This is a genomic window from Pseudomonas sp. WJP1, assembly GCF_028471945.1.
Lineage (GTDB): Bacteria > Pseudomonadota > Gammaproteobacteria > Pseudomonadales > Pseudomonadaceae > Aquipseudomonas.
This window is the reverse complement of sequence record NZ_CP110128.1, coordinates 1,537,687-1,563,411: the sequence shown is the minus strand read 5'-3', so window position 1 is coordinate 1,563,411 and position 25,725 is coordinate 1,537,687. Positions and strand designations below refer to the sequence as shown.

Here is a 25,725-nt window from a genome sequence, read left to right as displayed (position 1 = left end):
GCAAGGAAGCAATACATGACTACCGATCTGAAACAACACCTGGAAACCGCCAATCAGTACATCGGCCGCCAATACAACGAGGAGCTACGCGCAGAACTCGCCAACAAGACCGGCCTGGCAGTACGCCCGAGGGGCAACGGATTCATCATGACCAAGGATTACAACCCTGCTCGAATCAACCTGCTGGTCGAAAACGAAATCATTACCCACGCCACCATGGGTAATTGATTGGCCCGACGTATCCCGCGCGATTAAAACCCTGAAAGTTTTTTGCACAAACAAAAAAGCCCCGTAACTTTTCAGCTACGGGGCTTTTTCTATGTAATGGCGGAGAGATAGGGATTCGAACCCTAGGTACCGGTGAAGGTACAACGGATTTCGAATCCGTCCCATTCGGCCACTCTGGCATCTCTCCAACGGCGCGCATCATAACAACACTTTTGCCGAAAGCAAACCCTCTTTCGCAAATTTTTTCTGTGCTATCAGATGCTTGCGTCGATTAAAGCGGTACACCCAGACGATTGGCGACTTCTTCGTAGGCTTCGATGACGTCACCGAGGCCCTGGCGGAAGCGGTCCTTGTCCATTTTCTTCTTGGTGGCCTTGTCCCACAGGCGGCAGCCGTCCGGGCTGAATTCGTCGCCCAGGACGATGGAGCCGTCGTGGAACACGCCGAATTCCAGTTTGAAGTCGACCAGCAGCAGGCCGGCGTCGTCGAACAGTTTGCTCAGGACTTCGTTGACCTTGAGCGACAGCTCTTTCATGCGCGCCAGTTGCTCGGCAGTGCCCCAACCGAACGCCACGACGTGGGATTCATTGATGAACGGGTCGCCCTTGGCGTCGTCCTTCAGGAACAGTTCGAAGGTGTAAGGGTTGAGCTTCAAGCCTTCTTCAACACCCAGGCGCTTGACCAGGCTGCCGGCGGCGTAGTTACGCACGACGCACTCGACCGGGATCATGTCGAGCTTCTTCACCAGGCATTCGTTGTCGCCCAGCAGTTTGTCGAACTGGGTCGGCACGCCGGCGGCTTCGAGTTTCTGCATGATGAAGGCATTGAACTTGTTGTTCACCATGCCTTTGCGGTCGAGCTGTTCGATGCGCTTGCCGTCGAACGCCGAAGTGTCGTTGCGAAACAGCAGGATCAAGCGGTTGGCGTCGTCGGTCTTGTAAACCGATTTGGCTTTGCCGCGGTACAGTTCTTCACGTTTTTCCATGATGGGCTCCGCTTGCTAAGTAGGTGGGCTAGGCGATGTGTCGCCAGTCGAGCCCTGAATCTTGATCGGCCAGTTGCAGCCAGTCCGGGTCGCACCCGAGGGTGTCGACAAAACATTGCCGGGCCAGCCGCGGCAGGTTGTTCTTGCTGCTCAGATGGGCCAGGACCAGGTGTTGCAGGTCTTTCCAGCCCAACTCGGACACCAGGAATGCCGCCTGATGGTTGTTCAAATGTCCCAGCTCACCGCCCACCCGCTGCTTGAGAAAGTACGGGTAATGACCGCGAGCCAGCATGTCCCGGCAATGGTTGGCCTCGATCATCAATGCATCGAGGTCGCGATAGCCGTCCAGCACCTTGTCGCAATACGAACCCAGGTCGGTCAGCAGGCCGAAGCGCCGCTCACCGTCACTGAAAACGTATTGCGTCGGCTCCTGCGCATCGTGGGCCACGGCAATGACACCAATGCTCAAGTCACCGATCTGCAGTTGTTCGCCACCGGCCAGGAAGCCCGCGGGCTCGACCGGTTTGCGCATCCCGCGCAGGGTCCCGCGACTGAGGTAGACGGGCAGATTGTAACGCCGAGACAGCAAACCCACGCCATGCACGTGGTCGGCATGTTCGTGGGTCACGAGTATCGCGCTCAGCTGCGCAGGGTCTACACCCAGGCGCAGCAAGCGTTTTTCGGTTTCCCGCAGGGAGAAACCACAATCCACCAGCACATACGTATCAGCGCTGGCTATCAGCGTGCCATTCCCTTGGCTACCGCTGCCGAGAACGGCAAAACGCATTTGATCAGCCCAGGTTGTCCTGAATCACGCTCAACACTTTGCGCGCCACGTCAGCCGGCGCCACGGTGTTGATGTTCTTCTCCACGGTGACCTGGACGTTGTCGCCCACCTTGCTCAGGCGAACCTGATAGCGCTCGGCGCGGGACTCGACTTCTTCCTTGCTCGGCGCACTGCCGAACAGGCTGCTGAAGAACCCTGGCTTGTCGTCCTTCTTCTCGGCTTTTTCAGCGAGGTTGATGTAGTACAGGCCCAGGCTGCGGTTGATGTCTTCAACGCGCCATTCGCCCTGCTCCAGCGCGCGACCGACGCTCGACCAGGCACGATCCAGGTCGGTACCGACGTTCAGCACCGGGTTGCCGCTGCCGTCTTCGCTGAGGCTGACGCGGCTTGGCGCGTCGAAATCGCGAGAAGCCAGCATGGACACCGAACCGCCCTTCTCGGAAATGCGGCTCATGCTCGCCAGCATGTCGTCGACCAGTGCCGCGTCCAGGCCGGTGTTGACCGAGCGATTGGTGAAGGCGACGTCGGCCGTGCTGCCGGCAGGACGCTCGGCGCTGACCACGTAGACTTCACTGGTGTTGCGCTGTACGCCCGGCTCGATGCGCACCCGCACGCGGGTTTCGCTGTCGGTGCTGACGCCGGCTGCGCTCAGGCGCTTGGCCATGGCAGCGGACAATTCGTCGGAACGCTGCCAGGTGGTGGTGAATTCACCGGTTTGCGGGCGCTGCTCGTCCAGGCGGAAACCGTTGTCCTGGAAGAACTGCACGGCCACGGGCCAGACTTCAGCCGCCGGGTTCTGCGCCAGGATCGAGCGCGAATCGCCGCTCTTCTGCAGGGAGTAGGCACTGGCATCGGCTGCGGCCGACAACGGCTGCGGACGAGGCACGATGTATTCGCCCTTGGCGGTGTCATCGGCGACGTTGCGCGGAATCGGCAAGAGCGGATCCAGGCGCTTGGCGGTGGTGACATCCGGCGGCAATTGCATGGGTGCAGTCTGTTGCGCTTCCAGGTAATCGCTACCACGGTCACGGAAATAACCTTCCGGGCCCCAGACCCATCCACAGCCACTGGTGCTGGAGATGATCAAGGCAAGTGCGGAAAGTCCGGCCATTCGCTTCATGCGTTGTACTTCCTCAATTAAACCAGGACGCCGGACTGGCGCATGGCCTGCCGCAGCGGTTCGTGACATTCAGCGCTGAGCCAGGTGAGCGGCAGACGGATACCGTCCGGCATCAGGCCCATCTCATGCAGCGCCCATTTCACGGGAATTGGATTGGACTCGATAAACAGGGTTTTATTGAGTGGCATCAGCTTCTGGTGAATGGCGCGCGCCTTCTCGGCTTCGCCGTTCAGCGCGGCAATGCACAGGTCGGCCATGTCACGCGGGGCAACGTTGGCGGTCACCGAAATGTTGCCCTTGCCACCCAGCAGGATCAGTTCGACAGCGGTGGCGTCGTCACCGGAGATCACCAGGAAGTTGCTGTCGACACCGTCGATGATTGCTTTGGCGCGCTGCAGGTCGCCGGTGGCTTCCTTGATACCGATGATGTTCTTGACGGTCGACAGGCGGATCACGGTCTCGGCCAGCATGTCGCAGGCGGTGCGGCCTGGCACGTTGTAGAGGATCTGCGGGATGTCGACGGCTTCGGCGATCGCCTTGAAGTGCTGGTACAGGCCTTCCTGGGTCGGCTTGTTGTAGTACGGCGTGACCAGCAGGCAAGCATCGGCGCCCGCGGTCTTCGCATTGGTGGTCAGCTCGATCGCCTCGCGGGTCGAGTTGGCGCCGGTGCCGGCGATGACCGGAATGCGACCGTTCACCTGCTTGACTACGCGACGTATCACTTCGATGTGTTCGCTCACATCAAGGGTGGCCGATTCACCTGTGGTGCCGACCGCCACGATGGCGTGGGTGCCGTTTTGCAGGTGAAAGTCCACCAGTTTGCTCAGGCTGTCCCAGTCGAGACGACCTTGTGCATCCATGGGTGTGACCAGTGCCACCATACTGCCCGCAATCATGCAACCGCTCCTGCCGGAAAAAGAGAGCCGTAATGGTACTGGCGCCAAGATGCTTGCACAAGCGAAGTACTGCGCTGCCGCCATTCCCCTTGGCGCCGCTTTTCGCTACCCTTCAGACTTTGATCGATACTGCTAAGCTCGTATTTCGGGTTCGCGCCTCCATTTTCGACATCTCAAGCCCCCGATCCAGGGTTGCCACCCCCGCTCCTGCCGCTCTGGAGCCACGTTGCGACCTTGCGCCCGGGGTTTTGTTGATTCGCATGCGCAGGTTCGTTCCCGGCAAAACCAGCCGATAGAAGTACCGACCGCTCATCGCTTTAGGAATGCTGCATGTCCACCCCCACAGTTCGCGAACAATTCCTTGTCATCAGTGCCCTCGGCGCCAACCCCATGGAGCTGACTAACGTGCTGTGCCGCGCCAGCCATGAAAATCGCTGCGCCGTGGTCACCTCCCGCCTGACGCGTCATGGCGAGTGCAGTGCGCTGGTCCTCGAAATCTCCGGCAGCTGGGACGCCCTGGCTCGCCTGGAGGGCAGCCTGCCCACCCTGGCGAAACGGCATGCCTTCACCGTCAACGTGGTGCGCAGCGCCGCCCTGGAGAACCGTCCCCAGGCCCTGCCCTACGTGGCGTATGTCAGCTCTGCCTACCGCTCGGACATCATCAACGAGCTGTGCCAGTTCTTCATGGACCACAATGTCGAACTGGAAAACCTGACTTGCGACACCTATCAGGCCCCGCAGACCGGCGGCACCATGCTCAATGCCACGTTTACCGTGACCTTGCCGGCCGGTGTGCAGATCAGCTGGTTGCGCGATCAGTTCCTGGACTTCGCCGACGCGCTGAACCTCGATGCCCTGATCGAACCGTGGCGCCCACAGAACCCAATGTAAGGAAGCATTTCATGGCCGTTGCACTCGACCAACCGGTTGCCGACTTCGAAGCACCCGCCACCAGTGGGCAAACCGTGCGCCTGGCGGACCTCAAGGGCAAGCAGGTAGTGATCTACTTCTACCCCAAGGACAGCACGCCGGGCTGCACCACCCAAGGCCAGGGCTTTCGCGACCAACTGGACGCCTTCAAGGCCGCCAACACCGAAGTGTTTGGCGTGTCCCGCGACAGCCTGAAGTCCCACGAGAACTTCAAGGCCAAGCAGGCCTTCACCTTCGAGCTGATCAGCGACAAGGAAGAAGCGCTCTGCCAGCTGTTTGATGTGATCAAGCTGAAAAAGCTCTATGGCAAGGAATACATGGGCGTGGATCGCAGCACCTTTCTCATCGACAAGGACGGGGTGTTGCGCCAGGAATGGCGTGGTGTGAAGGTGCCGGGGCATGTGGATGCGGTTTTGGCGGCGGCTCAGGCTTTGAACAAGGCCTGACTTTATTGGGTGTCTATTCGGACGCCATCGCGAGCAGGCTCACTCCTACAATAGACCGCGTCCGTTCGGACAACTCGGTCAACTGTAGGAGTGAGCCTGCTCGCGATGAGGCCTTGTAACTCACCGCACAACCCAGCAATGGCGATTAAAGCAACGGCGCCACGATCGGCTCCTTGCGCGGCCACGCATCCAGCACGGCCTTGAACAGCGTCGCCAGGGGAATCGCAAAGAACACCCCCCAGAAGCCCCACAGCCCGCCAAACAGCAACACCGCGCAGATGATCGCCACCGGATGCAGGTTCACGGCTTCCGAGAACAGCAGTGGCACCAGCACGTTGCCGTCCAGCGTCTGGATAATCCCGTAGACCGCCATCAGATAGATGAACTGATCGCTCCAGCCCCACTGGAACAGCGCAATCAGGAATACCGGCACGGTCACCACCACCGCCCCGACGTAGGGCACGACCACCGAGATACCCACCAGCAACGCCAGCAGTGCCGCATAGTTGAGCTCCAGGACGACAAAGGCGATGTAGGTCACCCCTCCGCAAATGAAAATCTCGATGACCTTGCCACGGATGTAGTTGGCTATCTGCCGGTTCATCTCATGAGCGACGCGGGTGATCAGCGCCCGCTCACGAGGCAGGTAGCCGCGCACCCACTCGCCGATCATTTGCCGGTCCTTGAGAAAGAAGAACACCAGGATCGGCACCAGCACCAGGTAGATCATGATGTTGACCAGCAGCGGCAGGCTCGACAGCGAAAACGTCAGCGCCCATTGGCCGAACTTGCCGATCTCGCCCCGCGCCACTTCAATGGCCCGCAGCACCTGCTCGTCGGACACCAGATGCGGATAGCGCTCCGGCAGCAGCAGCAACAGCGTCTGCCACTTGGCGAGCATGCCGGGCAATTCGTTGAACAAAGTGATCAGTTGATGCCAGAGCAACGGCACCACGACCACGATGAACACCAGCAGCAATCCCATGAACAGGGCGAAGACCAGCCCCACCGCGACCCCGCCCGGCACGCGCACTCGCTCCAGGCTCACCACCAGGCCTTGCATCAGATAGGCCAGTACCATCCCGGCCAGCACCGGCGCAAGCATGCCGCCCAGGGTCAGCACGGCGGTGAATGCCAGGAACAACAGGACCGCCAGAACCACGGCTTCTTCATCGGAGAAGTAGCGCTGAATCCAGTCGCGCAACACTTTGAACATCAATATTCCTTAGGAACGAACGCAGCAGGTTTCAGGCTTTTTTCAACCAGTAACGGTAAATGCCCGCCTCATCTTCTTCATGAAGCAGCGTATGACCGGCCAAACGGGCAAAGGTGCGGAAATCACGCTGCGAACCCGCATCGGTGGCTATGACCTTGAGCACCGCGCCACTGGCCATCCGGTTGAGTTCCATCTTGGCCTTGAGCAACGGCAGCGGGCAATTGAGGCCACTGGCGTCGAGCTCTACGTCATGGGCTACAGCGTCGATCATTGCATCACTCCGGTTCAGGGGGTTGAGGTGCCTAGAATATCTGGTCGCAAGGCTGGTGTCCGGCTACAGTAAGCTCTTTGTCGACTAAGGCTTTGTGCATGACTTTTTTGCGCCCCACCCTGCTGACGCTCGCTTGCCTGCTTGCCTCACCGGGCTTCGCCGACGACTTGCCGTCACTCGGTGACGCCAGTTCTGCCATCGTCTCGCCGCAACAGGAGTACCAGTTGGGTCGCGCCTGGCTTGCCCTGCTGCGCAGCCAGGTAGCACAGCTCAACGACCCGCAACTCAAGGATTACGTCGAATCCAGCGTCTACCGACTGGTGGAGACCAGCCAGGTCAATGACCGGCGCCTGGAATTCATCCTGATCAACAGCCCACAACTCAACGCGTTTGCGGCGCCCGGCGGGATTGTCGGGGTCAACGGCGGCCTGTTCCTCAATGCGCAGACCGAAGGCGAATATGCCTCGGTACTGGCCCACGAATTGGCTCACTTGTCGCAGCGCCACTTTGCCCGTGGTGTCGAGGCCCAACAGCGCATGCAAGTACCGATGATGGCCGCGCTGCTGGCTGGCATCGTGATTGCGGCGGCCGGTGGCGGCGATGCCGGTATTGCGGCGATTGCAGGCACGCAGGCGGCGGCCATCCAGGAACAGCGGCGGTTCTCTCGCCAGAACGAACAGGAAGCCGACCGTATCGGCCTCCTCAATCTGGAAAAGGCCGGCTACGACCCGCGCTCCATGCCAACCATGTTCGAACGCCTCGGGCGTCAGTACCGTTTCGACGCCAAGCCACCGGAATTCCTGCTGACTCACCCGGTGACCGAATCGCGGATCGCCGACACCCGCAACCGAGCCGAGCAGGCCCCTCAGGGTGGCATCGAAGACTCCCTGCGCTATCAGTTGATTCGGGCACGGGTTCAGCTGATCTATGAAGAAACCCCAGGGCTGGGCGCCAAGCGCTTTCGCGCCCAGCTGGAAGAAAACCCGAAAAACGATGTGGCGCGCTACGGCCTTGCGATTGCACAGATCAAGGGTGGCCAACTGAACGAAGCACGGGAAAACCTCAAGTTGCTGCTGGCCAAGGCGCCGAACGAGATCATCTACAACCTCGCCCAGGTCGATCTGGACATCACCAACAATCGCCTGCCGGATGCACAGTCCCGGGTTGACCGGATGCTGACGCAATACCCCGGCAATTACCCGCTGAACCAGGTGCGCGTCGACCTGCTGCTGAAACAGAACCGCGCCGCCGATGCCGAGAAAGCGCTCGAAGGCCTGCTCAAATCGCGCCCGGACGATCCGGACGTGTGGTATCAGGTTGCGGAAACCCGCGGGCTGTCAGGCAACATCATCGGCCTGCACCAGGCGCGTGCCGAGTATTTCGCGCTGGTGGGCGACTACCGCCAGGCCATCCAGCAACTGGACTTTGCCAAGCGCAAGGCCGGTACCAATTTCCCGCTGTCCTCGCGAATCGATGCCCGCCAGCGCGAGCTGATGGAGCAGGAACGCATGATCAAGGACATGATGGGCTGACAAGTTTTAGCCGCAAAAAAAAACCGCCTCTTTCGAGGCGGTTTTTCATTTAGCGGCCCAGCGGTTTATTCGGCCAACTTGAAGGTAATGAAGCTCGCACGGTTCTGGCGCAGGACGCGCATCGACACCGAGCGATTCTTCGGCAACGCCTTGGCGATGTCCGTGAACTCCTTGGCCGAACCGATCGCCTGATTGTTCAGGTGAGTGATGATATCGCCTGGCTGCAGGCCGATCATCGACGCCGGACCGTCCTGGACTTCCTTGATCACCACGCCGCCCTTGAGGTCGTAGGTTTTCTTCTGCTCGTCCGTCAGTTCCGCCACGGAGACGCCCAGGCGGTTGCTGCTGCGCTCGATGCTCGACAGCGGCAGGTCGTCCAGCTCCTTGCCTTCTTCCGGGATAGCGCCAACCGTCAGCTCGACATTCTTGCGCTTGCCTTCGCGGATCACTTCCAGATTAGCCTTGGAGCCCGCCTTCAACGCGCCCACCAGGTGTGGCAGATCGGCGGACATGACGATCGGCTGACCATTCATGGTCAGGATCACATCGCCTACCTGCAGCCCGCCCTTGGCAGCCGGGCCGTCATCCTGGATCTGGGCGACCAGCGCGCCGGCCGGCTTGTCCAGCCCGAACGATTCGGCCAGGTCCTTGTTCACTTCCTGGATCACCACGCCCAACCAGCCACGGCTGACCTTGCCACCGCTTTTCAGCTGATTGGAAACGTCCATCGCCACGTCGATAGGGATCGCGAACGATACGCCCATGAAGCCGCCGGAACGGGTGTAGATCTGCGAGTTGATCCCGACCACCTCACCATTGAGGTTGAACAGCGGCCCACCCGAGTTACCCGGGTTGATCGGCACGTCGGTCTGGATGAACGGCACATAGTTTTCATTCGGCAGGCTGCGACCGACGGCACTGACGATGCCCTGGGTCACGGTATGGTCAAAACCGAATGGCGAGCCGATTGCCACGACCCATTGCCCGGCCTTCAGATCCTGGGACTTGCCCAGCTTCAGGACCGGAAGATCCTTGGCGTCGACTTTCAGCAGCGCCACATCGGATCGTGGATCGGTGCCGATCAGCTTGGCCTTCATTTCACTGCGGTCGGACAGACGCACGAGGATTTCGTCGGCATCGGCGATCACGTGATTATTGGTCAGGATGTAGCCGTCAGGCGAAATGATGAACCCCGAACCCAACGATTGCGCTTCGCGCTGACGGTCGCCACGGGGCGATCGAGGCTGCGGCGGCATGCCGCGCTCGAAAAACTCGCGCAGCATCGGCGGCAAGCCTTCGAGGTCTGGCATCTGCTGGCTCACTTTGCGGTCAGGCAGCTTTTGCGTGGTACTGATGTTCACCACCGCAGGCGACGCCTGTTCGACCAGTTGCGTGAAGTCAGGCAATTCGACCGCTTGAACAGCGACCGCCTGACCGAGCACCAGCACGGTGGCAAAAATGGAGAGATAAGACTTCAAGCGTGGTATCGACATACGGCTCCCGTTACGACGAGCATGGTTAAGCGATATGGAGCAAGGAACACCGGGAACGATACGCCGGTATTTTTGTTCCGGGAACAACAAACAAGGCCAGAGCCGAGGGGCTCTGACCTATAAAAAATATTGGGGGGATTTGCAAATTGAAATGCTCACGAAACATTTCGATTTCACGTCACTGCTGGGTTGCAGCGGCGTCGGTGCGCATGGATAAGGCAATCCGTTCAGCGGTGCCGATCGGGATCTCGCCCACCACAGTTACCACCATCTCGCCTTGCGGGGTGCTCAGGCGCCGGGAGACGGCAGCGGTTGGACCCAGTTGAGTACGGGTGTCGGCGGCCCCGCCTCCACTCAAAGGCTCGAGGAACACTGAAAACCGCGCCAGGCCATCGTCATACATCAAGCTGTTGACCAGGGCCTTGGTCTCTGGATCCTTGCGGGCCGTACTGCTGGTCAGTTCGAAACCCGGTGGCAACCAGTCCGAATGCCAGACACGTGCTTCCTTGACCGTGGAAGCCTTGTCGCTGTCGAGCTTCACCGGCTTGCAGTCGGCGCCCGGCTGCAGGTCACTGTCGCTCGGGAGTGCAACGGGGTCGAGGCGAGTGAACTGGAAGCGCTCCAGCAGCCGCCCTTTGTCATCCAGCAGCAATGACTTGAGAGGCAGGCCGGTCTGTTGATCAAGATGCAGTTCAAAACCGTAGCGGTGCTGGTCACGCGGCGTCAGCGAGACGATCACGGCGGGGCGACCGGCCACGCGCGACTTGCCGATGACAGCAAGGTCATACCAATTCTTGAGCTTCTGGGGATCGAGTGCGCGAGCTGCGGAGTTGGAGGAATCCCCCAGCCCTGCCATCAGGTTGCCGCTGACGCACTGAGTCTGACCATCAATGCGTACGACTTCCTGAGCGGAGCCGTCGAGCTGGATCAAGCGCTCGCGGACCTGGCCATCCTGGACGCGGTGCCAGATGTTGTGGGTAGAAAAACTACCATTACGCTCGTAGACGAAAGTACCTTGAAAGCTTTGCTGCTGCTCGGCCTGGCCCAGACGGGTCAACCAGTCTTGAGCCTGATCGGCGTGGGCTGGAACAATGAACCAGCCACTGAGCAATAGCGTAAGTAGAGGTATGGCGCGCATGATCCTCCTTAACGGTTTTCCAGGCTTGCTGCACGAGCGTAAGGCAGAGCGCTCTCAGTACCTTTCAATGCAGCCTGTTGAGCATGTTGGCGCAAGTAGCCTGGCAAACGCTGATCGTTCCAGCCTGGCTGACCTTGCAATACGCCATTGGCCATTGGGCCCGTGGCTTCCGAACTCTCATTGTAGCCTGCCAGAACAGCCGGGCCCTTGACTTGTGGAACAGCCAAGCCTGGTTGAGTGGATTGCTGCGCCAGTTCGACGCCAGCGATCTCGTCCTGGTTGTACAGCCGAACACCTGCCAGTACCGCCAGGGTCACCGAAGCGGCAACCGCCAGACGACCCAGGCTGCGCCATGGACCACGGGTGGCTTTTGCCGGTACGGCTTCGTCAGCCAACGCAGCAGAAACAGCCGCGGCAATATCAAGGCGTGGCAGCAGGAGATCCTTGTGCATCACCGCCCGAGCGATCTGATAACGAGCCCAGGTTTCACGGGTTTCAACATCGTCGCAGGCATTCAATACCCGACGCAATTCCAATTCGTCCGCTTCGTTATCCATCACTGCGGACAGCGATTCCTGCAGGGCTTCACGACTCATGGCGTTCCTCTCTTGGCTGTCGCCGCTGTCTTTAGTTTTCCTGCAACAACGGCTGCAGGGCTTTATCGATGGCCTCCCGGGCGCGGAAAATCCGGGAGCGCACGGTACCCACCGGACATTGCATGACGCTCGCGATGTCCTCGTAACTCAGACCATCAAATTCACGTAAAGTTAAAGCCGTACGTAAATCTTCTGGCAGTTGCTGAATGGTTCGATGGACGGTGCCTTCGATCTCATCCCGCAGCAAAGCCCGTTCTGGCGACTCGAGATCCTTGAGGCCATGATCGCCATCGTAGAACTCTGCATCCTCGGAACTGACATCGCTATCCGGCGGCCGACGGCCGCGTGAAACCAGATAGTTCTTCGCCGTGTTGATGGCGATGCGGTAAAGCCACGTATAAAACGCGCTGTCTCCGCGAAAATTACCAAGTGCGCGATAGGCCTTGATAAAGGCTTCCTGCGCTACATCCTGGGCTTCATGGGTGTCGTGCACGAATCGCACGATCAACCCGAGAATTTTGTGCTGATATTTCAGCACTAGCAGATCGAATGCGCGCTTGTCGCCGCGCTGAACGCGTTCGACCAGCTGCTGATCCTCTTCCTGGGTTAGCATGAACACTCCTCGATAAGCTCGGAGGAGGCTTGCATTACTGAACGACCGGGCTTGTAAACATAGACTCGGGCTTTTCGCAAAAGTTCTCCCCCTCCAGGCAAGTTTCCTGCGGGCTCTGATTCGGCACGCACGAAAAACGCAGCGCGAGATTCCCCGGCTGCGCGAATAATCTTGTCATCGGTTTGATCGGCATGGATCCAACCGCGATCCTGCGACGAAACCGACACTGTCCCTTGAATCAGGCAACCGTCTATTGATCTTGGGCCTTTGGCAAAAGTTCAAATATTTATAGTTGCGCAGAACCGACATTGTGCAACCCTGAAGCGAAAAAGAGTGTTAAATCCACGATACAGTTCGCTTGTCGCCGAACCGGTGGTAAAAACATCCGACGAAGCGACAGCGGTTTTCCGTCACAGTAGTTTCACAATGCCATATCGGCTCGGCTATTGTGCCGCTCCCCCCCTCTATATACTAGTGGGCTGTGCGGCTGCCGGGCATGCCTGTCCAGATGTCTGGCGCCTACCCCGACCCGGGTCGCTTTGAGCGGAATCCTGAAATGAGCCAACAGTTTCAACACGATGTCCTGGTAATTGGCAGCGGTGCTGCCGGCTTGAGCCTTGCGCTGACCTTGCCCGGTCATTTGCGCATCGCCGTATTGAGCAAAGGCGACCTCGCCAATGGCTCGACGTTCTGGGCCCAGGGCGGGGTCGCCGCCGTTCTGGATGATACCGACACCGTCGAGTCCCACGTCGATGACACCCTCAACGCCGGCGGCGGGTTGTGCCATGAAGACGCCGTGCGCTTCACCGTCGAGCACAGCAAAGAGGCCATTCAATGGCTTATTGACCAAGGTGTACCCTTCACCCGCGACGAGCAGTCCGGCACCGAAGACGGCGGATTCGAGTTCCACCTGACCCGTGAAGGCGGTCACAGCCATCGCCGTATCATCCATGCAGCCGACGCCACCGGGGCGGCGATTTTCCGAACCTTGCTCACCCAGGCCCAACAACGGCCCAACATCGAGTTGCTGGAGCAGCGGGTCGCGGTCGACCTGATTACCGAAAAGCGCCTGGGCCTTGAAGGCGATCGTTGCCTGGGCGCCTACGTGCTCAATCGCGGCACCGGCGAAGTCGACACCTACGGCGCCCGCTTTGTGATCCTTGCCACCGGCGGCGCAGCCAAGGTCTACCTCTATACCAGCAACCCCGATGGCGCCTGCGGTGATGGCATTGCCATGGCCTGGCGCTCGGGCTGCCGGGTGGCGAACCTGGAATTCAACCAGTTCCACCCCACCTGCCTGTATCACCCGCAAGCCAAGAGCTTCCTGATCACCGAGGCCCTGCGGGGAGAAGGTGCGCACCTGAAGCTGCCCAATGGCGAGCGCTTCATGCAGCGCTTCGACCCACGGGCCGAACTGGCGCCACGGGACATCGTCGCCCGGGCCATCGACCATGAGATGAAGCGACTGGGCGTTGACTGCGTGTACCTGGACATCAGCCACAAGTCCGAAGCGTTCATCAAGTCGCACTTCCCGACGATGTACGAACGTTGCCTCGAGTTTTCCATCGACATCACCAAGCAGGCGATCCCGGTGGTTCCGGCGGCGCATTACACCTGTGGCGGCGTCATGGTCGATCAACGGGGCCGCACCGATGTGCCGGGGCTGTACGCGATCGGCGAAACCAGCTTCACCGGCCTGCACGGTGCCAACCGCATGGCCAGCAACTCATTGCTCGAATGCTTCGTCTACGCCCGATCTGCCGCGACTGACATCCTCGAACAGTTGCCACAGGTGCCGGCACCTGCTGCCCTTCCCGCCTGGGACGCAAGCCAGGTGACCGATTCCGATGAAGACGTGATCATTGCGCACAACTGGGATGAGCTGCGGCGATTCATGTGGGACTACGTCGGCATCGTGCGCACCAGCAAGCGCCTGCAACGGGCCCAGCACCGCGTGCGTTTGCTGCTCGACGAGATCGACGAGTTCTACAGCAACTACAAGGTCAGCCGGGACTTGATCGAACTGCGCAACCTGGCCCAGGTGGCCGAACTGATGATTCGCTCAGCGATGGAGCGCAAGGAAAGTCGCGGCCTGCATTACACCCTCGATTATCCGCAGATGCTGCCGGTTGCCCTGGACACTATCCTGGTGCCGTCCACCTACGCCGAGTGAACTTGAGCCGTACCCGCAGGCGTCGGTGCACATCCGACGCCTGCGAATCCCGGGGCACGCAAAGGGTCCTGACGTACCGCTCGCCCCGCAGGCGAAAACGTAGCACCACCGCCAGCGGCAGTGCGAGGCTGTCTGGACGCAGTTGCACCGGCTGCCATCCCCGCGCCTGACTCCACAGCTGCCAGCCATCGGCATCGCGACGCAAGCCGCAAAATGCTTGCGGGTGCGTCAACAGGATCTGCCGAGGCAATACCCATACGCCATGCAGCAGGCAGCATAAAGCGCCAGGCAGGCTGGCCCAGAGTGGCATGGAGAGAAGAAACAGCGAACCCAGCGCGACCAGCTGGGCCACAAGATACGCCGCCAGCAACTGCCGTGAGGCATGCCAGCGGCATTCGAACCCGTTACTTGGGCTGGACACGATCCAGGATCATGCGAACCATGCGCTGAAGCTCCGGATCTTCCGATTCGGCGCGTTCCATGAACCAGCCGAACATGTCCTGATCTTCGCATTCGAGCAGCCTGACGTAGCAGGCGCGATCAACTTCGTTGAGGTGCGGATAAACCTCTTTCACAAACGGCACCAGCAACACGTCAAGCTCAAGCATGCCGCGGCGGCTGTGCCAGTAGAGGCGATTCAGTTCAACATCTTCGACCATGGAGCGCTCCTCAAATAGGCCGCAAGTATACAGCCCCGCGCCTCATCGAACAGTCGGCTTTGGTCGGGCACCGACGATCCTTTGTGAACTACCCATTTCAAGGGCAGCCCCTTATCATGTCCGCCAGACTCTTTACCCTGCGATGACCCATGGCCGATTCTGCTTTTTTCTGCACGCTGTCTCATGAAGGTGTTTTGGCGGTCCGCGGTGCGGACGCCGGCAAATTCCTGCAAGGCCAACTGACCTGCAACCTCAATTACCTGAGCGACACCCGGGCCAGCCTTGGTGCGCGCTGCACGCAGAAAGGCCGGATGCAGTCGAGCTTCCGCATCCTGCTCGAAGGCGACGGCGTACTCCTGGCCATGGCCAGCGAGTTGCTCGAACCACAATTGGCGGACCTGAAAAAATACGCGGTGTTTTCCAAGTCAAAGTTGACCGATGAAAGCGCTGCCTGGGTTCGTTTCGGCATCGAGCAGGGCGATGGGGCCTTGAAAAGCCTCGGCCTTGAGCTGCAGGCAGACACCGACAGCGTCGTGCGTAATGACGGTTTGATCGCCATTCGCGTCTCGCCCGGCCGCGCCGAGCTGTGGGTGGCCGCCGACCAAGCCGATGACATCAAAAGCAAGCTGTCCGCCCTGCTGCGTGAAGGTGAGCTCAATCAATGGCTACTGGGTCAGGTGCGTGCCGGGATCGGCCAGGTGATGCCCAGCACCCGTGAGCTGTTCATCCCGCAGATGCTCAATCTGCAGGCCGTCGGTGGCGTGAGTTTCAAGAAAGGCTGCTATACCGGCCAGGAAATCGTCGCGCGCATGCAGTACCTGGGCAAACTCAAACGCCGCCTGTATCGCCTGCAACTGGATGGCGGCGAACTGCCGGAACCCGGCACCCAGCTGTTTGCCCCCAGTCACGGCAGCTCGATCGGTGAAGTGGTGCTGGCCGCCAATGCCGCCAGCCACATCGAACTGTTGGCGGTGTTGCAAGCCGAAGCAGCAGAAGCCGGCGACATCCATCTGGGCGCACTCGACGGCCCGGCCCTGCACCTGCTCGACCTGCCGTACCAACTGGACCGCGATCGCGAAATCCAGCGTTAACCGCATGGCAACACCTAGAGAAGCGTAATGAGTGAGCTGGCGGAAAGGGTCCAACAGGATTTGGTTGAGGCCATCGATAACGATGACCTAGTTCTGCCAACGTTACCGGAAGTGGCCTTGCAGATTCGCAAGGCCGCCGAAAATCCGGAAATAAGCATCGGTAGCTTGAGCAAAGTGATTGGCCGCGATGCCGCGCTGTCGGCGCGGCTGATCAAGGTGGTCAATAGCCCACTGCTGCGCGCGGCGCAGGAAGTCACCGATTTGCACACGGCGATCACGCGCCTGGGCATCAACTACAGCAGCAACCTGGCCATCGGCCTGGTCATGGAACAGATTTTCCATGCCCGTTCCACGGTGGTGGAACAGAAGATGCGAGAGGTCTGGCGCAAAAGCCTGGAAATCGCCGGTGTCAGCTATGCGCTGTGCCGCAACTATACCCAGCTCAAGCCGGATAAGGCGGCCCTTGGCGGACTGGTGCACCAGATCGGGGTATTGCCGATCCTGACGTACGCTGAAGATCACTATGAACTGTTGTCCGATCCGGTCAGCCTCAACCATGTGATCGAGCGCATTCACCCGTTGCTCGGCGACAAGCTGCTCAGGGTTTGGGAGTTTCCGGACATGCTGGTACAGGTGCCCAGGTTGTACCTGAATTTCAAGCGACAGTCCGCGCAGATCGATTACGTCGACCTGGTGCAGGTGGCCAGCCTGTATTGCTACAAGGACACCGATCATCCGATCTCGCGAATCGATCCTTTCAGCGTCCCGGCCTTCGTCAAGCTGGGGATTGATCCGGACAACAAGGCGATGTGTGCGGATCTGGAAGAAACGCGGTTGATGTTTTACTGATCCCATACCGCGTCGCCCCAATCGCCAGCAGGCTGGCTCCCACATGGGATCTCTGTAGCACCATAGATCCCTGTGGGAGCCAGCCTGCTGGCGATAGGGCCAGAACAGGCACCATCAATCCCCGGCTATAAAACTCACCCGCACCTTCAACCCCGCCCGCTCGCCATCATGCAGGCTGATCTGCGCCAGGTGCGCGCGGCAGATCTCGCCGACGATCGCCAACCCCAGCCCCGACCCGGCCACCTGCTGATTGCGCCGGTAAAAGCGCTCGAACACGCGATCACGCTCATCAAGGGGAATGCCCGGACCGTCGTCCTCGACCTCCAGCACCGCCGGGGCCGAAACCCGCAAGATCACGTTGCCACCGGCCGGCGTATGGGCCAGCGCGTTATCCACCAGATTGCTCAACAGTTCATTGAGCAGCGTCGGTTCGCCGCGCAACCAGACCGGCTCATCAGCCTCCAGCGCCAGGGCCACGCCGCGTTTATGGGCCAGCGGCGCCATGGCCATGCCCAGTTCACGCGCCAATTGACTGAGGTCGAGCAATTGCGCGCCCCCCTCGGCGATCGCCCTGGCGCCGTTTTCCACCCGGGCCAGCGAGAGCAATTGATTGGCCAGGTGGGTCAGGCGATCAGTGCCCTGGGCAGCGGTTTCCAGCGTACTGCGCCAGGTTTGCGGCTCGCTCGAGCGCAAGCCCAGCTCCAGCCGCGCCTTGAGAGCCGCCAACGGCGTGCGCAATTCATGGGCGGCATCGGCGATGAATTGCGCCTGCTTCTCGAACTGCCCGCGCAGGCGCTCGGTGAAATGATTGAGCGCACGCACAAGTGGCCACAACTCGCGCTGCACTTCCACCAGGGGCAACGGCCGCAGGTCATCCGGCTGGCGTTCCTCCACTGCCGTACGCAAACGCTCCAGCGGGCGCAGCGCGGCACTGACCGCAAACCAGACGATCATCAGTGCCCCGACCGCCAGCATGCCCAGGCGCAACAAGGTATCACCGGCCAGGCTGCGGGCCATGCTGACGCGGGCCTCATCGGTCTCCGCCACACGGATTTCCGCCATGCCATTCATGTTCGGCTCGCTGACCGCCTTGAGCAGGCTGACCACGCGCACGTTCTGCCCCTGGTAAGTCGCGTTGTAGAAACGCGCCAGCGCCGGGTAGTTGTCGGTGCGCGGTGTACCGGGCGGCGGCGCCGGCAGGTTTTCATAGCCGGAGATCAGCTTCTGGTTGATGTCGTTGACCAGGTAGAAAATACGCCCCGCGCTGTCGTAGGCGAACGTATCGAGGGCCACGTAAGGCACGTCCAGGCTGAGGCTGCCATCACGCTCGGACAGGCCGGCGGCAATGGTCCGCGCCGAGGCCAGCAACGTGCGGTCATAGGCCGTGTCGGCCGCTTCGCGACCGTTCCAGTAAGCGCTCAAGCCGCTGGCCAGCATCAACACCACCAGCAACAACGCCAGGTTCCACAGCAACCGCCAACGCAGGCTGCTGGCCTTATGCATCACGGCTTTCCAGCAAATAACCGAGACCGCGGAACGTCACGATGGCCACCGGATGGCCGTCGAGTTTCTTGCGCAAGCGGTGTACGTAGATTTCGATGGCATCGGGACTGGCCTCTTCGTCCAGGCCGAAGACCTGTGAAGCCAGTTGTTCCTTGCTCATCACCCGGCCGGGACGGGCGATCAAGGCTTCGAGTACCGCCTGCTCGCGGGAGGTAAGGGTCAGCAGTTCCTCGCCGAGGGTGAAGCGCCGGGTCTCCAGGTCGTAGGCCAGCACACCACAGCGCTGCAGGCGTTCGCCACCCAACACACTGCGGCGCAACAAGGCCTTGACCCGGGCTTCGAGCTCGGTGAGTTCAAAAGGCTTGGCCAGGTAGTCGTCGGCACCCAGGTTCAGGCCATGGACCCGGTCCTTGACGTCGCTGCGGGCGGTCAGCATCAACACCGGCAGGTTCTTGCCCCGGGCACGCAGGCGCGCCAGCACTTCGAAACCATCCATGCGCGGCAGGCCGACGTCGAGAATCGCCATGGCGTATTCCTCGCTACCCAGCGCCAGGTCGGCCGCGACGCCGTCGTGCAGCACATCCACGGTCAGGCCGGTGCTCTTGAGCGCCTGGGCGACACTTTCGGCGAGCTGCAGATGGTCTTCGACGAGCAGGACACGCATTGGATGATTACCTCGTTCAGGGATGGCCGACGCCATTGTTTGGCGCGGAGTTTACAGCGGCATCCGCCGCTGTGAAGTCCGAAAAACCGTGAAAGCCCGATGAAAGGTTAGCGAAAGGTTGAGTGGTTAGAGTCAGGTTACGGGATGTTTCGACCTGACATTCCAACCCTTGTCTGCACCTGCTGTGAAATGTAGCTCCCGAAAAACGCCATGAAGCGTTTTCGCCAATAAGAACAATAACCGAGGTACTGCACCATGCTGTCCATACAGCTCCAGGTTTGCCCACATCGCCCTTCCCTGCAATTCCCGTCGTTCATACTTGCCAGCGCCGAAGCCGGCTGCCCGTCGTTCAGTCCCTGCGGATTTGAATGCGCCAGCACCGCGCGAAATCGTCGCACCTGAATCATCCCGAAAAACAAAAACTCCTGTGGAGACAAAAATGAATCGTTCACTGCGCCGTTTCGCCCTCGCCGCCAGCTGCGTGCTGTTTGCCGGCCACCTGATGGCCGAGCCCAAACGCCCGGAATGCATCGCACCGGCCTCGCCCGGCGGCGGTTTCGACCTGACCTGCAAACTGGCGCAGAGCGCGCTGATCAATGAAAAGCTGCTGACCAAACCGATGCGTGTGACCTACATGCCCGGCGGTGTCGGTGCGGTGGCGTACAACGCCGTAGTCGCCCAGCGCCCGGCGGATGCCGGCACGCTGGTGGCCTGGTCCAGCGGTTCCCTGCTGAACCTGGCCCAGGGCAAGTTCGGCCGTTTCGATGAAAACAACGTGCGCTGGCTCGCCGCCGTTGGCACCAGCTACGGCGCCATCGCGGTGAAAAGCGATTCACCCTACAAGACCCTGGACGATCTGGTACAGGCACTGAAGAAAGATCCGAGCAAAGTGGTGATCGGCTCCGGCGGCACCGTCGGCAGCCAGGACTGGATGCAGACTGCCCTGATCGCCAAGGCCGCCGGGATCAACCCGCGCGACCTCCGCTACGTGGCCCTCGAAGGCGGCGGTGAAATCGCCACCGCCCTGCTCGGCGGTCACATCCAGGTCGGCAGCACCGACATCTCCGACTCCATGCCGCACATCCAGAGCGGTGACATGCGACTGCTGGCGGTGTTCTCCGACAAGCGCCTGGACGAGCCGGAAATGAAAGACATTCCGACCGCCAGGGAACAAGGCTATGACATCGTCTGGCCGGTGGTGCGCGGCTTCTACCTCGGGCCGAAAGTCAGCGATGAAGACTACGCCTGGTGGAAAGACTCCTTCGACAAACTGCTGGCCTCGCCTGAGTTCGCCAAGCTGCGCGATCAGCGTGAACTGTTCCCGTTCGCCATGACCGGCCCGGAGCTGGACACCTACGTGAAGAAGCAGGTGGCGGACTACAAAGTGCTGGCCAAAGAGTTCGGCCTGATCCAGTGATCGTCTCTGTCTAGCGGCCACGGCTGGCGATTGCTCAGCCGTGGCCCAGGAGTTCCCCATGCTCTTACAACGCATTTTTGCTTCGGTGCTGTTGCTGGCCTGCCTGAGCCTCGTGGCGATGGCCTGGCCCTACCAGGCACCTTTTTCCTACGAACCGATCGGCCCGCGCGCCTTCCCCCTGCTGATGCTGGGGCTGATGGGCCTGGCGCTGGTGTACATGGTGTATCGCCCCTCGGCCATCAAGCACACCGATGAAGACCCACCGATGGACCGCGAAACCCTGACCAAGATCGGTGTTTGCGTGCTGTTGCTGCTGGTCTTCGCCGGGCTGTTCGAACCCTTGGGCTTCATCCTCAGCAGCATGCTGGTGGGCATTCCCATGGCGCGCCTGTACGGCGGGCGCTGGTTGCCGGGCGCGGTGATCATCAGCCTGATGAGCGTCGGCCTGTACCTGCTGTTCGACAAAGTCATGGACGTGCCACTGCCGCTGGGCCTGCTCGACGTTCTGGAGAACTGATATGGATACGCTTGGTTACTTGAGTCACGGCTTCGGCGTCGCACTGACCCCTTACAACCTGGTGACCGCACTCAGCGGTACATTGATCGGTACCGTCGTCGGCTTGCTGCCGGGACTGGGTCCGATCAACGGCGTTGCGTTGCTGATCCCGATTGCCTTCGCCCTGGGCTTGCCGCCGGAATCGGCGCTGATCCTGCTGGCGGCGGTGTACCTGGGCTGCGAATACGGCGGCCGGATCAGCTCGATCCTGCTGAACATTCCGGGCGAAGCCTCCACCGTGATGACCACCCTCGATGGCTACCCGATGGCCCGTCAAGGCTTGGCCGGTGTGGCGTTGTCGCTGTCGGCGTGGAGTTCGTTCATCGGCGCCTTCATTGCCACCTGCGGGATGGTGGTGTTCGCCCCGATGCTGGCGAAATGGGCGATTGCCTTCGGCCCGGCGGAATACTTCGTGCTGATGGTGTTTGCGATCGTCTGCCTCGGCGGCATGGCCGGGGATCGACCGCTGAAGACATTCATCGCGGCACTGATCGGGTTGTTCCTGTCCACCGTCGGCATCGATGCCAACAGCGGCGTGTACCGCTTCACCGGCGACAACATCCACCTCACCGACGGCATTCAATTCGTGGTGCTGGTGCTGGGCCTGTTCTCCATCAGCGAAATCCTGTTGCTGCTGGAAAAAACCCACCGCGGCCAGGAAGCCTTCCAGGCCACCGGGCGCATGCTGTTCAACTTCAAGGAAGCCGCCTCGGTGTTCTGGGTGAACATGCGTTGTGGCGTGCTCGGCTTCATCATGGGCGTGTTGCCGGGGGCCGGCGCGACGCTGGCCAGTGCCGTGGCCTACATGACCGAAAAACGCATTGCCGGCCCGAACGGTAAATTTGGCCAGGGCGACAAGCGCGGCCTGGCGGCCCCGGAAACCGCTATCGGCGCCGAAGCCTGTGGCGCGCTGGTGCCGATGCTGACCCTCGGCGTTCCAGGCTCAGGCACCACGGCGGTGATGATCGGCGCCCTCTCGCTGTACAACATCACCCCGGGCCCGCTGCTGTTCCAACAGCAACCGGACATTGTCTGGGGCCTGATCGCGTCGTTGTTCATCGCCAACATCATGCTGGTGATCCTCAACATCCCGATGATCCGCATCTTCACCAAGATCCTCGCCGTGCCGAACTGGGCACTGGTGCCGATGATCGCGATCATCACCGCCATCGGCGTCTACGCTGTGCACGCCACCACGTTCGACCTGTTCCTGATGATCGGTATCGGCATCTTCGGCTATATCCTGCGCAAGCTGGACTTCCCCTTGTCGCCGGTGCTGCTGGGCTTCATCCTCGGTGGCTTGATGGAACAGAACCTGCGTCGGGCCCTTTCGATCTCCAACGGTTCGTTGGACATCCTCTGGTCGAGCGGGATCACCGTCGGTGTCTGGGGGTTGATCGTGGTCATGCTGCTGGTGCCGATCGTGCGGATCTGGCGAAAACGTTCGGTTGCACGGCGCGTTATCGCCGATGTGTGATCGAACACCTTTCAAAGCCTGGTGGGGTACCCCGCTGGTCGGCCTGCTGGGCGGTTTCCTCGCCAGCCAGGTCGGCTGGCCGCTGCCGTGGATGGTCGGCTCGTTGCTGGCGATCATCCTGGTGCGCTGCCTGACACCCTGGCAACTGGCGGAAATCCCTGGCGGACGCAAGTGCGGCCAGTGGATCGTCGGTATCGGCATCGGCCTGCACTTCACCCCGGTGGTGATGGAGCAGGTGCTGAGTCATTTCGGCTTGATCTTCTTCGGTGCGTTGGTCACCAGCCTCTCGGCGGTGGTCGGGGTCTGGCTGATGCGCCGCACCGGTGAAGATCGCGCCACTGCATTTTTTTCCAGCATGCCCGGCGGTTCCGGCGAAATGGTCAACCTCGGTGCACGTAATGGCGCGGTGCTCAGCCGGGTGGCCGCGGGACAGAGTTTGCGGGTACTGGTGGTGGTCCTTTGCGTTCCGGCAGCGTTCAAATACCTGCTGGGTGACGGCACACCGATTTCCCACGCCGGCAGCATCGATTGGCGCTGGCTGGCGGTGTTGTTTCCGGCAGGGGCGGCGGCGGCCTGGATCTGGGAACGCCTGCGTCAACCCAATCCCTGGCTGTTCGGGCCTTTGCTGGTCAGTGCCGCAGTGAGCATCGGTTGGGACTTGCATATCGGCTTGCCCAACGGCGGCAGCCAGATCGGCCAATGGCTGATCGGCAGCGGCCTGGGCTGTCACTTCAATCGGCAGTTTTTCCGTCGCGCGCCGTCGTTCATGGGGCGGACCTTGATCGGCACGGTGCTGACCATGCTGATCGCCACGGCGGCTGCGCTGGGGCTGAGTGCGCTGACCCACCTGGACTTGCGCTCGCTGACCCTGGGCATGATGCCCGGCGGGATCGCCGAAATGAGCCTGACGGCCGAAACCTTGCAGCTGTCGGTGCCGTTGGTGACGGCGATGCAGGTGATGCGATTGTTGTTCGTATTGTTTCTGGCGGAGCCGTTGTTCAAGTACTGGAACCGCAATCCGGAGTAAGACCGAGTCGACTTCATCGCGAGCAGGCTCACTCCTACAAGTGGAATGCATTTTCCTGTAGGAGTGAGCCTGCTCGCGATGGGGCCAGTCCGGCTACCCCATCAAACCGGTGGCAACCGCCACTCGATCGGCGTCTCGCCATTCTGCTCCAGGAACTTGTTGGTCCGGCTGAAGTGCCCGCACCCGAGGAAGCCACGATAGGCCGACAGCGGTGACGGGTGCACCGAGGTCAGCACCAGATGCTTGGTAGCATCGATCAGCTTCTGTTTGCTCTGGGCATGGGCGCCCCACAGCATGAACACCAGATGCGGCTGTCGCTGGCTGACCACTTCGATGACCCGGTCGGTGAAAAACTGCCAACCCTTGTCCTTGTGCGCGTTGGCGTTGGCACGCTCCACGGTCATGGTGGTATTGAGCATCAGCACGCCCTGCTCGGCCCAGCTTTGCAGGTAGCCGTGGCTGGGGATGTCGATGTTCAGGTCGCGCTTCAACTCCTTGTAGATATTGACCAACGACGGCGGCGCCGGCACACCCGGTTGCACCGAAAAGCACAGGCCGTGGGCCTGACCCGGGCCGTGATAGGGGTCCTGGCCGAGAATGACCACCTTGACCTTGTCCAGCGGCGTGGAATTGAGCGCGTTGAAGATCATCGGGCCCGGCGGATAGATTTCCTTGCCCGCCGCCCGCTCGTCCTGGAGAAACTTTCGCAACTCTGCCATGTAGGGCTGGTCGAATTCGGCACGCAGTGCCTCCTTCCAGCTCGGTTCGAGTTTGATACGGTCGTCAGCAGTCATGGTTACATCCGGCAAAAACAATGGGGCGAACCCTAGGAAAGCCCATCACGCTTGTCAATTGATCTGACGCCGATCCGGCACTTTCCCCCACAGCGATCATACTTAACCCTCAAATTCCCGAGCGAGGTCACGATGAATCTGCACTTCGAAGAACTCACCGGCACGGACGGCGCCCGCATCGGCATTGCCACCCTGGATGCGGAAAAATCGTTGAACGCCCTGTCCCTGCCGATGATCAACGCCCTGCGCGACCGGTTGGACGCCTGGGCCAAGGAACCGCAAATTGTTTGCGTCCTGCTGCGCGGCAAGGGCATCAAGGCTTTCTGCGCCGGCGGTGAGGTGCGCAGCCTGGTCGAGGCCTGTCGTGCCCACCCGGGTGAAGTGCCGACGCTGGCCGCGCACTTCTTCAACTCGGAATATCGCCTGGACTTCAGCCTGCACACCTATCCCAAACCGTTGATTTGCTGGGGCCACGGCTATGTGCTCGGCGGCGGCATGGGCCTGTTGCAGGGGGCAAGCATTCGCATCGTCACGCCGAGCAGTCGCCTGGCGATGCCGGAGATCAGTATCGGCCTGTATCCGGACGTGGGCGCAAGTTGGTTTCTGTCGCGCCTGCCGGGCAAGCTCGGCTTGTTTCTCGGCCTGACCGGTGCCCATATGAACGGTCGTGATGCGATCGATCTGGACCTGGCCGACCGCTTCCTGCTCGACGAACAACAGGAAGACCTGATCGAAGGCCTGCTGCAGTTGAATTGGCAGGAGCAGACGCCGATGCAGCTCAACAGCCTGCTCAAGGCCTTGCAGCAGAAAGCCGTTGCGCAAATGCCCCAGGCCCAGTGGCTGCCGCGCCGCGAGCAGATCGATGAACTGCTGGATGTCAGTGATGTGCGTTGCGCCTGGAAGGCCATTGGCACGCTGCGCGATCACACCGACCTGCTGCTCAACCGCGCTGCGCGGACCATGAGCGAGGGCTCGCCGCTGACCGCTCATCTTGTCTGGGAGCAGATCAAACGTGCCCGGCACCTGTCACTGGCGCAAGTCTTCCAGATGGAATACACACTGAGCCTCAACTGCTGTCGTCATCCGGAATTCAGCGAAGGGGTGCGTGCGCGGTTGATCGACAAGGATCAGAAGCCGCACTGGCACTGGCCGGACGTCAACACCGTGCCGGATGCGGTGGTGGAGGCGCATTTCCATAAAACCTGGGAAGGTCGGCATCCATTGGCGGACTTGTCGGAATACTGAACAACTGTGGGAGCCTGAT

Annotated in this window: 27 protein-coding genes and 1 tRNA gene; 12 read left to right on the top strand and 16 right to left on the bottom strand. The window is 60.8% G+C overall.

Annotated features, from left to right (window positions below):
* The first annotated feature begins 15 nt into the window (after positions 1-15).
* On the top strand, positions 16-228 hold the full coding sequence (locus OH720_RS07105; protein WP_008056101.1) for a hypothetical protein: 213 nt from the start codon (positions 16-18) through the stop codon (positions 226-228).
* Positions 229-325: 97 nt separating this feature from the next.
* Here the strand turns inward: OH720_RS07105 and OH720_RS07100 are convergent.
* The 5 genes from OH720_RS07100 to dapA all read right to left on the bottom strand — a co-directional run bounded on the left by OH720_RS07100 (position 326) and on the right by dapA (position 4,016).
* A tRNA-Ser gene (locus OH720_RS07100) sits at positions 326-415 on the bottom strand.
* A gap of 84 nt (positions 416-499) precedes the next feature.
* The gene (gene purC / locus OH720_RS07095) at positions 500-1,213 is read right to left on the bottom strand and encodes a phosphoribosylaminoimidazolesuccinocarboxamide synthase (RefSeq protein WP_008055992.1); all 714 of its coding nucleotides are present in this window, start codon (positions 1,211-1,213) and stop codon (positions 500-502) included.
* Between the two features lie 28 nt (positions 1,214-1,241).
* Positions 1,242-2,000, bottom strand: a complete 759-nt coding sequence (locus tag OH720_RS07090) for an MBL fold metallo-hydrolase (protein WP_180203036.1) — start codon at positions 1,998-2,000, stop codon at positions 1,242-1,244.
* Between the two features lie 4 nt (positions 2,001-2,004).
* On the bottom strand, positions 2,005-3,120 hold the full coding sequence (bamC, locus tag OH720_RS07085) for an outer membrane protein assembly factor BamC (RefSeq protein ID WP_272605041.1): 1,116 nt from the start codon (positions 3,118-3,120) through the stop codon (positions 2,005-2,007).
* Positions 3,121-3,137: 17 nt separating this feature from the next.
* Positions 3,138-4,016: a 4-hydroxy-tetrahydrodipicolinate synthase gene (gene dapA / locus OH720_RS07080; protein WP_008055982.1), complete on the bottom strand. Its 879-nt coding sequence runs from the start codon at positions 4,014-4,016 to the stop codon at positions 3,138-3,140.
* Between the two features lie 330 nt (positions 4,017-4,346).
* Here dapA and OH720_RS07075 point away from each other — a divergent pair, with 330 nt between their 5' ends.
* Positions 4,347-4,907, top strand: coding sequence for a glycine cleavage system protein R (locus OH720_RS07075; RefSeq protein ID WP_008055980.1), 561 nt, complete (start codon positions 4,347-4,349; stop codon positions 4,905-4,907).
* An 11-nt stretch (positions 4,908-4,918) separates the two neighbouring features.
* Complete coding sequence (locus tag OH720_RS07070) at positions 4,919-5,392, top strand: peroxiredoxin (RefSeq protein WP_008055978.1); 474 nt, start codon at positions 4,919-4,921, stop codon at positions 5,390-5,392.
* 145 nt (positions 5,393-5,537) lie between these two features.
* On the opposite strand, the gene OH720_RS07065 is transcribed toward OH720_RS07070, so the two are convergent.
* On the bottom strand, positions 5,538-6,608 hold the full coding sequence (locus tag OH720_RS07065) for an AI-2E family transporter (RefSeq protein WP_008055976.1): 1,071 nt from the start codon (positions 6,606-6,608) through the stop codon (positions 5,538-5,540).
* 31 nt (positions 6,609-6,639) lie between these two features.
* Entirely contained in the window at positions 6,640-6,879 is a 240-nt protein-coding gene (locus tag OH720_RS07060) for a sulfurtransferase TusA family protein (RefSeq protein ID WP_180203039.1), read from the bottom strand.
* 98 nt (positions 6,880-6,977) lie between these two features.
* Here OH720_RS07060 and OH720_RS07055 point away from each other — a divergent pair, with 98 nt between their 5' ends.
* Entirely contained in the window at positions 6,978-8,411 is a 1,434-nt protein-coding gene (locus OH720_RS07055; RefSeq protein ID WP_272605040.1) for a M48 family metallopeptidase, read from the top strand.
* 65 nt (positions 8,412-8,476) lie between these two features.
* Here OH720_RS07055 and OH720_RS07050 read toward each other — a convergent pair whose 3' ends face one another.
* The 4 genes from OH720_RS07050 to rpoE form a co-directional block, all read right to left on the bottom strand.
* On the bottom strand, positions 8,477-9,904 hold the full coding sequence (locus OH720_RS07050; protein WP_272605039.1) for a DegQ family serine endoprotease: 1,428 nt from the start codon (positions 9,902-9,904) through the stop codon (positions 8,477-8,479).
* Between the two features lie 178 nt (positions 9,905-10,082).
* Positions 10,083-11,042: a MucB/RseB C-terminal domain-containing protein gene (locus tag OH720_RS07045; protein WP_272605038.1), complete on the bottom strand. Its 960-nt coding sequence runs from the start codon at positions 11,040-11,042 to the stop codon at positions 10,083-10,085.
* Positions 11,043-11,050: 8 nt separating this feature from the next.
* Positions 11,051-11,638: a sigma-E factor negative regulatory protein gene (locus tag OH720_RS07040; protein ID WP_008055970.1), complete on the bottom strand. Its 588-nt coding sequence runs from the start codon at positions 11,636-11,638 to the stop codon at positions 11,051-11,053.
* A gap of 31 nt (positions 11,639-11,669) precedes the next feature.
* A complete protein-coding gene (gene rpoE, locus OH720_RS07035) occupies positions 11,670-12,251 on the bottom strand; it encodes an RNA polymerase sigma factor RpoE (RefSeq protein WP_003172477.1) in 582 nt (193 codons plus the stop codon).
* Positions 12,252-12,807: 556 nt separating this feature from the next.
* Between rpoE and nadB the strand changes: the two genes are divergently transcribed.
* A complete protein-coding gene (gene nadB / locus OH720_RS07030) occupies positions 12,808-14,424 on the top strand; it encodes an L-aspartate oxidase (RefSeq protein ID WP_272605037.1) in 1,617 nt (538 codons plus the stop codon).
* On the opposite strand, the gene OH720_RS07025 is transcribed toward nadB, so the two are convergent.
* Both OH720_RS07025 and OH720_RS07020 read right to left on the bottom strand, forming a co-directional pair.
* The gene (locus OH720_RS07025; protein WP_272605036.1) at positions 14,393-14,845 is read right to left on the bottom strand and encodes a protein YgfX; all 453 of its coding nucleotides are present in this window, start codon (positions 14,843-14,845) and stop codon (positions 14,393-14,395) included. The two genes, nadB and OH720_RS07025, sit on opposite strands and share 32 nt — an antisense overlap.
* Positions 14,829-15,083, bottom strand: a complete 255-nt coding sequence (locus OH720_RS07020; protein ID WP_007898624.1) for an FAD assembly factor SdhE — start codon at positions 15,081-15,083, stop codon at positions 14,829-14,831. The genes OH720_RS07025 and OH720_RS07020 overlap by 17 nt, the downstream gene beginning before the upstream one ends.
* Positions 15,084-15,232: 149 nt before the next feature.
* Between OH720_RS07020 and ygfZ the strand changes: the two genes are divergently transcribed.
* Both ygfZ and OH720_RS07010 read left to right on the top strand, forming a co-directional pair.
* Positions 15,233-16,174, top strand: a complete 942-nt coding sequence (gene ygfZ / locus OH720_RS07015) for a CAF17-like 4Fe-4S cluster assembly/insertion protein YgfZ (protein WP_272605035.1) — start codon at positions 15,233-15,235, stop codon at positions 16,172-16,174.
* 27 nt (positions 16,175-16,201) lie between these two features.
* Positions 16,202-17,023 carry an HDOD domain-containing protein gene (locus tag OH720_RS07010; protein WP_272605034.1) on the top strand — a complete coding sequence of 274 codons (822 nt, stop codon included), beginning with the start codon at positions 16,202-16,204 and terminating at the stop codon, positions 17,021-17,023.
* A gap of 114 nt (positions 17,024-17,137) precedes the next feature.
* Here the strand turns inward: OH720_RS07010 and OH720_RS07005 are convergent, their stop codons facing one another.
* Positions 17,138-18,526 carry a sensor histidine kinase gene (locus OH720_RS07005; RefSeq protein WP_008055966.1) on the bottom strand — a complete coding sequence of 463 codons (1,389 nt, stop codon included), beginning with the start codon at positions 18,524-18,526 and terminating at the stop codon, positions 17,138-17,140.
* Positions 18,519-19,190 (bottom strand): response regulator, encoded by a 672-nt coding sequence (locus OH720_RS07000; RefSeq protein ID WP_008055965.1) that lies wholly within the window; start codon positions 19,188-19,190, stop codon positions 18,519-18,521. The genes OH720_RS07005 and OH720_RS07000 overlap by 8 nt, the downstream gene beginning before the upstream one ends.
* A gap of 439 nt (positions 19,191-19,629) precedes the next feature.
* Between OH720_RS07000 and OH720_RS06995 the strand changes: the two genes are divergently transcribed.
* Genes OH720_RS06995 through OH720_RS06980 form a run of 4 tightly spaced genes read left to right on the top strand, consistent with a single transcriptional unit; the run spans position 19,630 to position 23,667 of the window.
* On the top strand, positions 19,630-20,607 hold the full coding sequence (locus OH720_RS06995; RefSeq protein WP_272605033.1) for a Bug family tripartite tricarboxylate transporter substrate binding protein: 978 nt from the start codon (positions 19,630-19,632) through the stop codon (positions 20,605-20,607).
* 58 nt (positions 20,608-20,665) lie between these two features.
* Positions 20,666-21,124, top strand: a complete 459-nt coding sequence (locus tag OH720_RS06990; RefSeq protein WP_008059452.1) for a tripartite tricarboxylate transporter TctB family protein — start codon at positions 20,666-20,668, stop codon at positions 21,122-21,124.
* A 1-nt stretch (position 21,125) separates the two neighbouring features.
* A complete protein-coding gene (locus OH720_RS06985) occupies positions 21,126-22,640 on the top strand; it encodes a tripartite tricarboxylate transporter permease (RefSeq protein ID WP_008059450.1) in 1,515 nt (504 codons plus the stop codon).
* Entirely contained in the window at positions 22,633-23,667 is a 1,035-nt protein-coding gene (locus OH720_RS06980) for an AbrB family transcriptional regulator (RefSeq protein ID WP_272605032.1), read from the top strand. Before OH720_RS06985 ends, OH720_RS06980 begins: the two co-directional genes overlap by 8 nt.
* 101 nt (positions 23,668-23,768) lie before the next feature.
* Here OH720_RS06980 and ung read toward each other — a convergent pair whose 3' ends face one another.
* The gene (gene ung, locus OH720_RS06975; protein WP_008059446.1) at positions 23,769-24,461 is read right to left on the bottom strand and encodes a uracil-DNA glycosylase; all 693 of its coding nucleotides are present in this window, start codon (positions 24,459-24,461) and stop codon (positions 23,769-23,771) included.
* A gap of 132 nt (positions 24,462-24,593) precedes the next feature.
* Here ung and OH720_RS06970 point away from each other — a divergent pair, with 132 nt between their 5' ends.
* Positions 24,594-25,706, top strand: coding sequence for an enoyl-CoA hydratase/isomerase family protein (locus OH720_RS06970; RefSeq protein WP_272605031.1), 1,113 nt, complete (start codon positions 24,594-24,596; stop codon positions 25,704-25,706).
* The last annotated feature ends 19 nt before the right edge of the window (positions 25,707-25,725 follow it).